Origin of the sequence: Pseudomonas canadensis (assembly GCF_000503215.1) — a bacterium.
GTDB lineage: Bacteria > Pseudomonadota > Gammaproteobacteria > Pseudomonadales > Pseudomonadaceae > Aquipseudomonas > Aquipseudomonas canadensis.
Genome location: NZ_AYTD01000001.1, coordinates 40,802 through 55,000 on the forward strand (window position 1 = coordinate 40,802; position 14,199 = coordinate 55,000).

Below are 14,199 nucleotides of genomic sequence, written 5' to 3' on the forward strand. Positions count from 1 at the left end.
CATGACCGTCCTCAGCCGTTGCTTGTTGATTCTGGGCGTAATGCTGGCCAGTGCCTGTGCCCAGCAACCCGCGCCTTTCACTCCACCCGCCGAGCGGCCGACACCGGCCAACGAAGCGCCGTGGCCGAAAAACCATTTCCTGGGCATTGCCTACCACGACGTCGAGGATCGCGACCCCGATCAGGCGGTGGTGGCGGTGCGCACCGAGCGTTTGATCGAACAGTTGGCCTGGCTGCGCGAGAACGGCTACAAGGCGGTCAGCGTCGATCAGATCCTGGCGGCTCGCAACGGTGGGCCTGAGTTGCCACCCAAAGCGATCATGCTCAGTTTCGACGATGGCTATTCCAGCTTCTATACCCGCGTAATGCCGATCCTGCGCGCCTACCGTTGGCCAGCGTTGCTGGCGCCGGTAGGCTATTGGATCGACACGCCGATGAACCAGCCAGTGGACTTCGCAGGCCAGCCACGGCCGCGTGGCGAGTTCCTCACCTGGCAGCAGATCCGCGAAGTGTCTCAATCGGGCCTGGTGGAAATCGCTGCGCACACCGACAACAACCACAAAGGCATCCTGGCCAACCCTCAGGGCAACCTGGAGCCGGCGGCGACCTCGCTGCGTTTTGATCCGGCCACTGGGCGTTATGAAAGCCAGGCGCAGTTCGATGCGCGGATGCGTGCTGACGTTGCCGCGATCTCCAACAAGATCCAAAAGGTCACCGGCAAGAAACCGCGGGTGTGGGTATGGCCTTACGGTGCCGCCAAAGGCACCTCGCTGGCGATCATTGGCGAGCAGGGCTACCAGATGGCCCTGACCCTGGAAGATGGCCTCGACAGCTCCAGTGACCTGATGAACAGCCCACGCTTCCTGGTGGCCTCCGACCCGGACGGCGAGCATTTCGCCAACAGCATGGTCGCGGTACAAACCAAGGCGCCGATGCGCGTGTTGCATGTGGACCTGGATAACGTCTACGACCCGGACCCGGCTCAACAGGCACGCAACCTCGACCAGTTGGTACAGCGCGTGGTGGACATGGGCGCCGGCACCGTGTTCCTGCAAGCCTTCGCCGATCCCAAGGGTGATGGCCTGGTGCATTCGGTGTACTTCCCCAACCGCCACTTGCCGGTACGCGCCGACCTGTTTAACCGCGTCTCCTGGCAGTTGCACACCCGTGCCCATGCTGCGGTGTACGCCTGGATGCCGGTACTCAGTTTTGCCCTCGACCCCAAGCTGCCACGCGTAACGCGCTGGGACCCTGAAACTGGCAAGGTCGGCCTCGATCCAGACCAGTACAAACGCCTGTCGCCGTTTGACCCGCAGGTGCGCAAGATCATCGGTGAGATCTACGAGGACCTGGCGCGCAACAACGCGATCGACGGTGTGCTGTACCACGATGATGCGGTGTTCAACGATTTCGAAGATGCCAGCCCCGCCGCGCTCAAGGCCTATGCCGCTGCTGGCCTGCCGAACACCGTTGAGGCGCTGCGTGCCGATCCGGCCGTGATGCAACGCTGGACTCGTTTCAAGAGCCGCTACCTGATCGACTTCACCAAGGAGCTGACCGCCAAGGTCCGCGCCATCGGTGGGCCGCAGATACAGACCGCGCGCAATATCTTCGCCGAGCCGATGCTCAACCCCGGCAGCGAAGCCTGGTTTGCGCAGAACCTTGATGATTTCCTACAGACCTACGACTGGACCGCGCCCATGGCCATGCCGCTGATGGAAGGCCAGGAGTACAGCAACTCCAACGCCTGGCTGGAGAAGCTGGTCGCCACGGTCAAGGCGCGCCCCGGCGCCATGGAACGCACGGTGTTCGAACTGCAAGCCAAAGACTGGCGCACCAAGGCCGCCCCGGACATCGACGCCAAACAGATGGCTGAATGGATGGGTGTACTCAAGCGCCAGGGTGTCACGAGTTTTGGCTACTACCCGGACAACTTCCTGGAAAACTCCCCGGACCTGAAGACGGTGCGTCCGGCCATTTCCAACCAATGGAACCCTTGACCATGTTCGACAGACTCTTGGCTTTATTCGTGCTGGCATTGGTATTGGGTGTGCCCCTGGGCCTGATCTTCCTGGTCACCGGGCAGTTCCTGATGGACTTCGTGTTTTTCTACCCGCTGTTCATGTCGGCGTTGTGGATCGCAGGCGGCCTGTATTTCTGGCTGCACTGGGAGCGCCATTGGCCGTGGGAAGAGGACACACCGGCACCTACCTTGGCCGGTAACCCGCTGATCTCGATCATCATCCCTTGCTACAACGAAGGGGATAACGCCGCCGATACCATCCATGCGGCACTGGGTCAGTTGTACCCGAACATCGAAGTGATCGCGGTGAATGACGGCTCCAAGGACAACACCGCCGCGGTACTCGACGCCCTGGCGCTGGAGAACCCGCGCCTGCGTGTGTTGCACTTGGCGCAGAACCAGGGCAAGGCAGTGGCCTTGCGCATGGGCGCCGTGGCGGCGCGTAGCGAGTACCTGGTGTGCATCGACGGCGACGCGTTGCTGGATAAAAACGCGGCAGCCTATATGGTAGCGCCGATGCTGGATAACCCCCGCCTTGGCGCAGTGACCGGCAACCCGCGCATCCGTACGCGCTCGACCTTGATCGGCCGCGTGCAAGTCGGCGAATTCTCTTCGATCATCGGTTTGATCAAGCGCACGCAACGAGTGTTCGGGCGGATCTTCACGGTATCGGGTGTGGTGGTCGCGTTCCGTAAAAAGGCGCTGGACCGCATCGACTACTGGAGCACCGACATGATCACCGAGGACATCGATGTCAGTTGGAAGCTGCAGCTTGATCACTGGAGCATCTTCTACGAGCCCCGCGCCCTGTGCTGGATCCTGATGCCCGAAACCGTCGGCGGCCTGTGGAAACAACGCCTGCGCTGGGCCCAGGGTGGCGCTGAGGTGCTGTTCAAGAATATCCGTGGCATCTGGCAATGGCGTCATCGCTACCTGTGGCCGCTGTTGTTCGAATACTGCCTGTCCACCGGTTGGGCGTTCACCTTCCTGTTGTCGGTGATCTTCTGGGGCGTGGGTAAATTCATCCCGCTGCCGCAAGCGATTGCGGTCGACTCCCTGATGCCACCGGCGTTTACCGGGCTGGTTTTGGCGATGGTGTGCCTGCTGCAGTTCGCCGTCAGCATCATCATCGACCGCCGCTACGAGAAGGACCTGTGGAAAACCCTGTTCTGGACCGTGTGGTACCCGATGGTGTTCTGGCTGGTCAGTTTGTTCACCACCCTGGTCAGTTTTCCCAAGGTGCTGTTCAACCAGCATCAGAAGCGTGCGCGCTGGGTCAGCCCGGATCGCGGCATCAAACCCACTGAAGAGGAGGCGTGATCATGAAATTGGTCAGAACTCGCCAACGTACGGTGATGTGGATCATCGATGTGTTGTTGACCTTGATGGCCTGGGCAGGCCTGATTTGGTTGCTGGCACGTGGGATCAGCTCGATGCTGGAGACCCATGATGGCCCGCGTATCGATGCGCCGATTTTTGCCGCGCTCAACACCCTGCAGATCTACCTGTGGATTGCGCTGTTCAACGCTGTGATCCTGATCAGCTGGGCGCGCTACCAGCAGCGCCGAGGCCGCAAGTTCGCCCAGCGTCGCGCCGAGGCCAAGGCGCTGACCGACAAGAACCTGAGCGAGAGCTTCAGCCTGGCTGAAGGGGATCTGGAGCAGTTGCGTAAGCCTGGGGTGCTGGTGATCCATAACGACGAGGAGGGGGGTGTGGCGGAAGTGAAGTCCCATGTCTCCCGCGATGTCGAGAAGCCGGGGCTGACCCTGGTGCCTCCCAAGGATCAGAGCAAAGACGCCAGTTAAGGCGAACGCTGGAGGATCGTTCCCATGCAAGGTGGGAACGATTCGGTTTAATCCCGACAAATGGGATCCAATTCACAAAAATGCCGCGAACTTTTCTGCTTTTTCCGATACTAACCTAACTCGGCAAGAAGTTGATGGCCAATTAATGGCAATCTATAAGTTCTCCGATGAATCGCTATCAAGAGTGCTGCCGCCTGTCGGAATAAAAATTCCATGGCCCGTCAGCTTTTCTCTTTGATAATTTTTAGTTGTTATAAATCAATATGTTGCATGACTAATTAGTACTAATGTCCAACTAGCTCGGCTTTTTGAGTTGTCGGAAGTTAGGTGTTAGTTTGCCGCCCCTTGATTTTCGATGGATCGAATATGTCTTCGTTATTGCCACGGACTCGGTTACTGCTATGCACTTTCATGCTCGCTTATTTGGGCCTGAACAGTGCCATGGCCGCCCCCACGCCCGGGGATCAGGACCTGATCCGCGATCGGCAGAACCGCCTGCTTGAAGAGCAGCGCCGGCGTCTCGAAGAACTCAAGGACCTGCCCGGTAAAGAAGCCAGGCCCCAGGCCCCGGCGACGCCTGCCGACACACGTTGCTTCCCGATCAAAGACATCGAACTCAAGGGCGCTGACAGTCTGTCTGCCGAAGACCGCGCACGCCTGCTCAAACCCTACACGGGCCAATGCCTGGGCGTGTCGCAGCTCAACGAACTGCTCAGGGTCATTACCGACTACTACATCGAAAAAGGCCGCGTTACCAGCCGTGCCTATCTGCCGCAGCAAGACCTTTCCAGCGGTCACCTGCAAGTGTTGGTGGTGGAAGGCAAGCTCGAAGGCTTGAAAGGCGCACAAGGCAGTACCGTTACCGACCGTGAGCTGGCGATGGCCTTTCCCGGCAAGGTTGGCGAGGCGCTCAACCTGCGTGAAGTCGAGCAACTGGTCGACCAGCTCAACCGGTTGCCCTCCAAGCAGGCTCAGATGGAGCTGACCCCCGGTACGCAGATCGGCGGCAGTGAAGTGGTGGTCAAGAACACCCCGCAAAAACCCTGGCGCGCCAGTCTGTCGCGCAATAACGATGGGCAGAAAAGTACCGGCGAGCAGCAGTGGGGAGCCGGCCTAGAGTGGGACAGCCCGCTGGGCCTGGCCGATCAACTGGTACTGCGTGGCGGCCACGACGCCGTGAGTGACCACCAGAAAACTTCAAAAAACAGCATGCTCTACTACAACGTGCCGTGGGGCTGGTGGAACTTCAGCTACACCTACAGCGAGAGCGACTACCGCACCTATGGCAGGGTCGACGACTTCAAATTCAAACAGAACGGCGACAACCAGAACCACCAACTGCGCGCTGAACGGGTGATCCACCGTGACGACGTGAGCAAGACATCGGTGAACGTGGGCCTTGCACACCTGCGCACCAACAACTACATCCTCGACACCCGTACAAAGCCAAGCAGCAACCGCCTCAGCGAATTGCAACTGGGCATCAACCACGGGCGGCGTATCGGCAACGCGTTCGTCAACGTCGACCTGGGCATGCAGAACGGCATCGGCTTGTTCGACGCGCAATCTCAAGATGAGCGCGACCCGTTCGGTAATCGCCAACCCAATGCGCGCTACCGCAAATACACCGCCACCGTCAGCTATCTGCAACCGTTCGCCTTGTGGGGCGAGTCGTTCAGTTTTTCCAGCCTGGCCACCGGCCAACGCAGTGAAGACATTTTGTTTAGCCCGCAGCGCATGAGCCTGGGTGGTTCGGCCTCGGTGCGTGGTTTCAAGGATCAGCAGTTGATTGGCGATAGCGGCGGCTACTGGCGCAACGAAGTGCGCTGGGCCCGTGCGGTGACCGTCGACTGGTTGCGCCCGGCTTTTGCTGAATACGGCGCCAGCGTCGGCTACGACCAAGGGGTGATCAGCAATGATCGCTATAACGGCGGTGTACATGGCCGGGTGTCGAGTAACTCCCTGGAGCTGTTCGCCCGCGGCAAGAACCTGAGCACCAGCGTGACCTTTGCGCATTCTTTGGAACGCCCGGCAGTGATGAGCGAGCGCGAAGCGCCGATCTACTTCCGTATGGATTTCTTCCTGTAATTAAACGCCCCGCAGCAACGAGAATCTGAAAATGGATGTTCGCCAACTTGCCTTCCTGGCCCGCCAACCTTCCGCTGCATTGATGCCGCGCAACTCGTTCTTCGGCCTGCCCAAGCGCGGGCTGGTGCTGGTCCTTGCCAACGCGCTGTTCTGGCAGCCGCTGCTGGCCCAGGCTGAGGGGATCGTAGTCAGTGCGCCGGGGACCACCGTTGGCGCGGCGGGCAATGGCGTGCCGGTGGTGAACATCGCGACGCCTAACGGCAGTGGGTTGTCCCACAACCAGTTCAAGGACTACAACGTCGGCCCCAACGGGGTGATTCTCAACAATGCCACGGGTGCCGTGACCAATACCCAGTTGGGCGGCTATATCGTCGGCAACCCCAACCTCAAGGGCGGTGCAGCCAGCGTCATCCTTAACGAAGTCAACGGCGGCAACCCCAGCCAGTTGCGCGGCTTCACCGAAGTGGCGGGGCAATCGGCCAAGGTCATCGTGGCCAACCCCCACGGCATCACCTGCAGCGGTTGTGGTTTCATCAACACGCCAAATGTCACCCTGACCACCGGTAAGCCGGTGCTTGACGCGAACGGCCAGTTGCAGCGCTACCAGGTGGATGGCGGCGCCGTGACCATCGATGGCCAGGGCTTGAACGCGAGCAACGTCGATCGCTTCGAAATCATCACCCGCTCGGCCAAGATCAACGCGCAGATCAACGCACGCGAACTGACCGTGATCGCCGGTCGCAATGACGTGGACGCACGAACACTGAACGCGACTCCGCGCGCCGATGACGGCAGCACCAAGCCAGAGCTGGCGATTGATTCCTCGGCCTTGGGCGGCATGTATGCCGGTGCGATCAAGCTGGTGGGCACCGAAGCCGGTGTGGGGGTGAAGCTTGACGGCACGCTCGCGGCCAGCGGCGGCGATATCCAGATCGATGCCAATGGGCGCCTGAGCATGGCGCAAACGCAGGCCACCGGTAACGTCAAGGTCGCCGCGAAGAACGTCGACCTCACCGACAAGGTGTACGCCACCGGCACTGTGCAGGTGACCAGCGCCCAAGCCCTGATCAACCAGAAGAGTGTGGCTGCCGGCCAACGTATCGAGATCAACGCGGCCACGGTCACCAACCCAGGCATCATCGAAGCGGGTGTCGCGCCCGACAACAGTCGAAACACCACCGGCGACCTGGTGATCAATGCGCAAACCGTCAACACCACTGGCAACTTGCTGGCCAGTCGCGCCCTGGCGATCACTGCCGCGCAAGCGCTGACCAACCAGGGTGCAATCATCCAAGCCAAGAGCGTCAGCGTCAGCAGCGCCAAACTGACCAATCAGGGTGCCAACGCGCGCCTGTTCGGCGAACAAAACCTGGTGATCAACTCCCCGGCCATCGTCAACCTCGGCGGCCTGATCCGCTTCGGTGATGGCCAGGCAGCCACGCTCGACAGCGCGTCCCTGGACAACCGCCAGGGCCGTATCGAAATGGCCGGTGGCAGCTTGGTACTGAGCAGTGCGGACCTGAACAACAGTGGCGGCCAAGTCATCGCCAACGAGCTGACGGTCAACGCCGGCAAGCTGAACAACCAGAATGGCGTGCTGGTGGCCAAGACCGCCACAGTCAATGCCATCGATCTCGACAACAGCCTTAAGGGCCTGATCCAGGCCGACGGTGGCGCGCTCAACCTCACCGCCTCCAACAGCTTCAACAACAACCAGGGTTTTGCCCAGGCCAACACCGACCTCACCGTCAAGACCGGCAACCTCAGCAGCAACGCAGGCGGCGTACTGAGCGCCAACACTGGCAAGCTGACGCTGACCGCTGCGCAACAGCTCAACAACGCCCAGGGCCGCTTGCAAGCCGGGCAGGGCGATGTCGAGCTGCACGCCGCGAACCTGGACAACCAGAGCGGCGTGATCGTCGGTAAGCAACTGCTGCTTGACGTCAAAGCAGGGGACATCGACAACCGCGCCGGCCGCGTACTGGGCGACAAGCTGGACGTGCGCGCCTCCGGCCTGGATAACCGCAACGCCGGCCTGCTGGCCGGTGGCACCGAAGGCGTGAGCTTGCTGCTCAAAGGCCCGGGCCAGTTGCTCAACGCCCAAGGTCGCATTCAAAGCGAAGGCCTCTTGCACCTGCAAGGCGAGCGTCTCGACAACAGCGCCGGTACCCTGCTCGGTAAAACGGTCGAGGTGACCGCGCAAAACCTTAACAACAGCAGCAAAGGCGCGTTGGTCAGCGATGGCGGTGACATCACCTTCAATGTCAGCGACCTGCTGACCAACGTCGACGGCGTGATCGACGCCGGCGAGCGCAGTATTCTGGTCAAGGCCCTCACCACGCTCAACAACGACAGCGGCACCCTGCGCGGCAAGCGCCTGGACATCGCAGCCCAGCATTTGAACAACGACAACGGCCAACTGCTGGCCGGCAACCTGGGCCTGGGCTACAGCGGCCAAAGTGTGACCAACCGTAAAGGCCTGATCCTCAGCGGCGGGGCGCACACCGAACTGAACACCGCAAGCCTGGATAACCAGGGTGGCACCGTGCAAGGCGATACCTTGACTGTCACCGCCGGCACGGCCGACAACGGCAGCGGTGGCCTGATGGCGAGCTTGCTGGGCGACCTGCAACTGACAGTCGAAGCCCTGACCAACCGTGGCGGCAAATTGTTCGGCAAAGAACAAGTCACCGTCAGTGGTGCGACCCTCGACAACAGCGCCAGCGGTCAGATCAGCGGCAACCTGCTCAACCTGACCTCACGCGACACCCTCACCAACCAGGGGGGCCTGATCGAAGCCAACCAAGGCCTGACCCTCGTCGGCGGTAATCTCGACAACAGCGCCGGCGGCCAGGTGCGCGCATTGGGTGGTGCCAACAGCAGCCTCGACTTCAGCGGCCAGGTCAACAACCAGAACGGTACGTTGGAGTTCGCCAGCCAGGCTTTCAGCCTCGACGCCGCGAACCTCAATAACCAGGGCGGCATGTTGCAGCACGCCGGCAGTGGCCTGTTCCATATCAACACTGCCGGACTCACTGGCAGCCAAGGCAACATCCAGGGCATGGGCACCGCTGACTGGGCATTCGGTAAAGTCGAAAGCCTCGGTCGGGTACAACTCAACGAAGTCCTTACCTACAAAAGCGCCCAGGGCCTGACCCTCAAGGCTGGCGACCGCATGGCCAGCGGCAAGGGTTTGATCCTCGACGTCGCCAGCCTCGACAACGGCGGCGAGCTGCTCAGCGATGGTGATTTGAGCATCACCACTGCCGGCGACATCACCAACAGTGGTCGTGTGTCGGCGTTGAAAAATCTCAGCGTGACGGCGAATAACCTCAGCCAGAACGGCGGGCGCCTGGCGGGCAGCCATACTCAACTGAACCTGGGCGGTACGCTGGATAACCTTGGCTTCCTGACCGCACGTCAGCAACTGGATATTGCGGCGGCGCAGATCAATAACCGCGGAACCCTGGGCGCTCAGGGTGCGGTGAACCTGCTGGCGTCGAACGGCATCACCAATGCTGCCGATTCACTGTTGTTCAGTGGCGGCGAAATGATCTTGCGTGGCAACAGCTTCGGCAATACCTACGGTGACGTTTATAGCCAGGGCAACCTCAGCTTTGCCGCCATTAATGGCGGACCTGCTGCCGGCTTCAGCAACCTGTCCGGCACCGTAGAAAGTGCCGGCAATATCAGCATCAATGCGGCGTTTGTGGAAAACGCCAAGGCCGAATTCGAACTCGGGCAAACCCTGCAGGGTGGGCGTGTAGAGTGGCTATGTGGCCAGCATTGCGACGGGCATGATTCGTTCAAGCGCGGCCAAATCAACATCTACCAGACCTACCTCGAATCAGCGATCAAGGATTCGGCACCCGCTCGTCTTGTGGCGGGCAAGGATCTGCTGATCCAGGCAGACATGGTGCAAAACCGCTACAGCCTGCTGGCCGCTAATGGCAACCTGGGCATCGTCGCCAATGACCTGCTCAACCAGGGCGCGGGTACGCGCACGGGTCAAAACACCATCGTCATCGGTACGCCGCGCAGGATCGACCTTGGCTATTGGGACCAGACGGAGTACGTCGAAATTCCGGCGTTCAACGCCGCTGTCGCTGCGGGCAACTTTGACCTGGCGCGCTTCGAAGCACTCAAGGCGCGGTCTTCGGATGCGCGTTTCGCTGAGGTGAGCAACGTCACCACCTGGACCGACAATGCCGGCCCGGGCTATGGCGCCACCCTGCAAGCCGGCGGCACCGTCAACCTCAACGTCGCCCGTACCCTGCAAAACGGCACACTGCACGAAAACACCCTGGCGCAACTCACCGGCACCCTGGGCGATGACCAGACTGGCATCCCTGTCGGTGGCATCAACATCAACCTGAGCAAGCACGCCAACGACGCCAGCGCCCAGGCGCCCGGCAGCGTGCTGCCAGTGGCCGGTGTCGCGCCCGGCGGTGGATTCGTACCCGTGGACTACACGGGCACACCGTTCGCACCGGTCGACCCCACCACTGCGCCCAACTTCCAGCTGCCCAAGGGCGAATACGGTTTGTTCGTTAAAAACGCCGACCCCACCAGCCATTACTTGATCGAAACCAACCCCGAGTTCACCTCGTTAACGGGCTTCTTCAGCTCCGACTACATGCTCGGCAAGCTTGGCTTCAGCGCCGACAACGCCTGGCGTCGCCTCGGTGACGGCCAATACGAAACCCGCCTGATCCGCGACGCGGTGCTCGCCCAGACCGGCCAGCGCTTCCTCGCTGGCGGGCTGTACAGCGACGCCGACCAATTCCGCTACTTGATGGACAACGCCCTCGCGAGCAAAGACGCCCTGCGTCTGAGCCTCGGTGTGACGCTTACCAGCCAGCAGGTCGGCGCCCTGACCCACGACATTGTGTGGATGGAAAACCGCGTGGTCGACGGCCAGACAGTCCTCGTCCCAGTGCTGTACCTGGCCCAGGCCGAATCGCGCAATGTACGCGGCAACAGCCTGATCCAGGGGCGCGACCTCAACCTCGTCACCGGTGGCGACCTGGTCAACGTCGGCACCCTGCGCGCCAGCAACAACCTCTCTGCAGCCAGCACTGGCGGCAGCATCTACACCGGCGGCCTGGTCGAAGCCGGCAACAACCTGAGCCTGCTGGCCGACGACAGTATCCGCAACGCCATGGCCGGCGAAATTCGCGGCAAGCAAGTCAGCCTCGCCACGCTCAAAGGCGACATCACCAACGACACCACCGCCATCCAGGTGCGTGACGGCGCCGGCATGCGCACCCTCACGGACACCAGCGCCGGCACCATCGTCGCCCGCGAAAACCTGGCCATGGACGCCCACCGCGATCTCACCAACCGCGGCGCCCTGGTCGCCGGCAACGACGCCAACCTCGTCGCCGGCCGCGACCTCAGCCTCATTGCCGCCAGCGATACCAGCGTGAAACATGAGTTCAGCGACGGCGGGCACAAGTCCACCATCACCACCGACGTCAAAAACCTTGCCGCCACCGTCACGGCGGGGGGCAACCTGAACATGAAGGCGGGTCAGGATGTAAACATCATCGGCAGCACCGCCACTGCTGGCAAAGATATCAATGTCGACGCCAGGCGCGATTTCAACGTGGCGTCGGTCAGCGATGTGCATAACGTCGAGGGCAAGGAGAAGGACGGCAAGAAACGCATCAAGACTGCAGACGAGCAGACCACTCAAGTGGCGAGCGTACTGACGGCGGGTGGGAACTTTGTCAGCCGGGCGGAGCGTGACACCACGATCGTGGCGAGCAAAATCAGTGCGGGGAATGAGGCTTATTTGTATAGCGCAGATAAGTTGAGTCTGCTGGCGGCTGAGAACAGCACGCACACGCTGTACGACATGAAGAAAAACAGTGGTTGGGGCTCCAAGAAGACCCAACGTGACGAGGTCACCCGCATAACCAACGTCGGCACTGAAATCAAGACTGGCGGCAACCTGATACTCCAAAGTGCAGGCGACCAGACCTATCAGCTTGCCAAGCTGCAAAGTGGTAAGGACATCACCCTGGACAGCGGTGGCACCATCACGTTTGAAGCCGTCAAGGATTTGCATCAAGAGAGCCACGAGAAAACCAACAACAACGCGTTCTGGGTGTCCTCCAAAGGTAAGGGCAACACAGATGAAACCGTGCGCCAGAGCCAGCTGATTGCCCAAGGCAATGTGGCGATCAAAGCCGTCGATGGTTTGAAGATCGACATCAACCAGGTCAACCAGGACACCGTTAGCCAGTCGATTGATGCAATGGTCAAGGCCGACCCGCAATTAGCCTGGCTCAAGGATGCCGAAAAGCGCGGTGATGTGGACTGGAGGCAGGTCAAGGAAATCCATGACAGCTTTAAATACAGCAACTCAGGCCTGGGTCCGGCTTCGCAGATCATTATCGCGATTGTGATGGCGGCCGTGGTTGGCCCCCTGGCAGCAGGTGCCATGGGCACCGCGACGGGCGGCATGGTCGCCGCCGGAACAATTTCCGCAGAAACGGCGGCCGGCATATCCGCTGCGGCCGGCGCCGTTGCAGCAGGCGCCGCGACAAATGCAACGGTCAGCGTTATCAATAACCGTGGCAACTTGGGCGCTGTGTTCAAGGACGTGACCTCTTCGGATGCGATGAAGGGGTACGTGATTTCCGGTGCTACTGCGGGCCTGACGGCTAGTTACTTCGACGGTTGGACCGGCACAGAGACCAACTACTCAACCGGTAACATCACTTCCCCGCCGTTGAATACATGGACCGGAGTCGGCCAGTTCGCGGCCAGTCAGACCTTGCAAAACGGCACGTCAATGCTGGTTGGCAAGGCATTGGGGCAGGGCGGCAGTGGCAGCGAGGCGTTGAAAAGTGCGCTGTTCAATACGTTGGCGGCGGTGAGTTTCAATGCGGTAGGCGACTACACCAAAGGGCGTTTGACCGATGGTTACCCGCCGAAAATCATTGTGCACGCAATGGTCGGGGGCTTGCTTGCGGAGGCGACGGGGGGCGATTTTAAAACGGGAGCGCTGGCCGCCGGGGTCAATGAAGCGGTGGTTGGCCATTTGAACGCCTTGGTTAAAGGTGACAAAACCCTGCTGTCCATGAGCTCACAAGTGGTAGGCGTTCTCGCGGCAGCTACACAGAAAGATGCTGACGCCAAATCCCTGGAGAAGGGAGGTTGGGTGGCGAAAAATGCCACGCAGTACAACCATTCGCTCCACGAAATGCAGACCGTTGCACTCGATGAGCTACGTCGACGCGACCCAGAAAATAAGGCGAGATATGACGCAGCGGCATGTGCATTGACCCATTGCAGTGCATCTGTTCCTCCGGATGACAAGAATTACAAAGCCCTTGTTGAGTTGGAAAATCAGGGGCAGGGGTATACCGAGGAAATTGCATTACTCAAAAGTACAGGGCAGTTCAATTACACCTTCAAGGATCGAGTAGACGACGCCCTTAGCGCGAATGATGAGCTACTTACGAATCTCGGGCACGTCACAAGCGCGGTGGGTGGCGCGGGTGCCGGCACCGCTTCTTACATTGGTATGGTCGGATCCTCGCCGGCCTGTGTGACCATTGTTGGTTGCGCTGCTCCGTTCACCCTGGGTGCTTTCGGAACGGTCGCGTTTGCAGGTGCCGCCAATTCATACGATCAGATCGGTGCACCTTACATCTCTACGGAGGGGGACCGAGTTCTAGCTTCGCTCCACCCAGAGCAATATCCTGGAGAGGCGAGTCCCCTTGGCGATCTTAGCTACAGGGCTGCTGAATCGCTGGCGGAGTTGGCAGCGGCGCATTATGGGGGTAAGGCGTTATCAGGGGAGCTTTCATCAGTTATTAAAGGCAGTTCCTCTCCGTCAAAGGTTGTCGACACTACAAGAGGGCAGCCTTCGATTGGTGCAACGGCAGACAACGAAGCCGGGGGTTACTCTTACTATGATCAATTTAAGGCTGGCGACGGGGGATGGGCTTGGCCGAAGGATCTTGGTTTTGCGGGTGCGCGCGAGCAGGGCATACTGCCAATTGGCACAAAGTTGGATCGTTATGGTTCACCGAAGGGTTCTTTCCTGTCACCTCAAGGCGTGCCCTTTGAGCAGAGAGCCTTGGCTCCGGGCTCAAGATCTACGGATTATTATCAATACGAAGTTGTAAAGCCGCTTCCTGTTGTAAGAGGTGAGATTGCCCCGGCGTTTGGTGAGCCAGGGGGTGGCATTCAAATTTTGCCCGACTTTGCTGAAAGATATAATGTTGAAAGATTGATTCAAGAAGGTTATCTGAGGAGAACAAATTAA

Annotated in this window: 5 protein-coding genes; all 5 read left to right on the forward strand. The window is 60.2% G+C overall.

Annotation, left to right across the window (positions count from 1 at the left end):
• Position 1: 1 nt before the first annotated feature.
• Positions 2-1,999 carry a poly-beta-1,6-N-acetyl-D-glucosamine N-deacetylase PgaB gene (gene pgaB / locus U367_RS0100165; RefSeq protein ID WP_028615231.1) on the forward strand — a complete coding sequence of 666 codons (1,998 nt, stop codon included), beginning with the start codon at positions 2-4 and terminating at the stop codon, positions 1,997-1,999.
• Positions 2,000-2,001: 2 nt separating this feature from the next.
• A complete protein-coding gene (pgaC, locus tag U367_RS0100170) occupies positions 2,002-3,342 on the forward strand; it encodes a poly-beta-1,6-N-acetyl-D-glucosamine synthase (RefSeq protein ID WP_028615232.1) in 1,341 nt (446 codons plus the stop codon).
• Positions 3,343-3,344: 2 nt separating this feature from the next.
• The gene (gene pgaD, locus U367_RS0100175) at positions 3,345-3,827 is read left to right on the forward strand and encodes a poly-beta-1,6-N-acetyl-D-glucosamine biosynthesis protein PgaD (RefSeq protein WP_028615233.1); all 483 of its coding nucleotides are present in this window, start codon (positions 3,345-3,347) and stop codon (positions 3,825-3,827) included.
• Positions 3,828-4,193: 366 nt separating this feature from the next.
• Positions 4,194-5,915 carry a ShlB/FhaC/HecB family hemolysin secretion/activation protein gene (locus tag U367_RS0100180; RefSeq protein ID WP_032864021.1) on the forward strand — a complete coding sequence of 574 codons (1,722 nt, stop codon included), beginning with the start codon at positions 4,194-4,196 and terminating at the stop codon, positions 5,913-5,915.
• A gap of 31 nt (positions 5,916-5,946) precedes the next feature.
• A complete protein-coding gene (locus tag U367_RS01000000129810; protein WP_084651037.1) occupies positions 5,947-14,199 on the forward strand; it encodes a two-partner secretion domain-containing protein in 8,253 nt (2,750 codons plus the stop codon).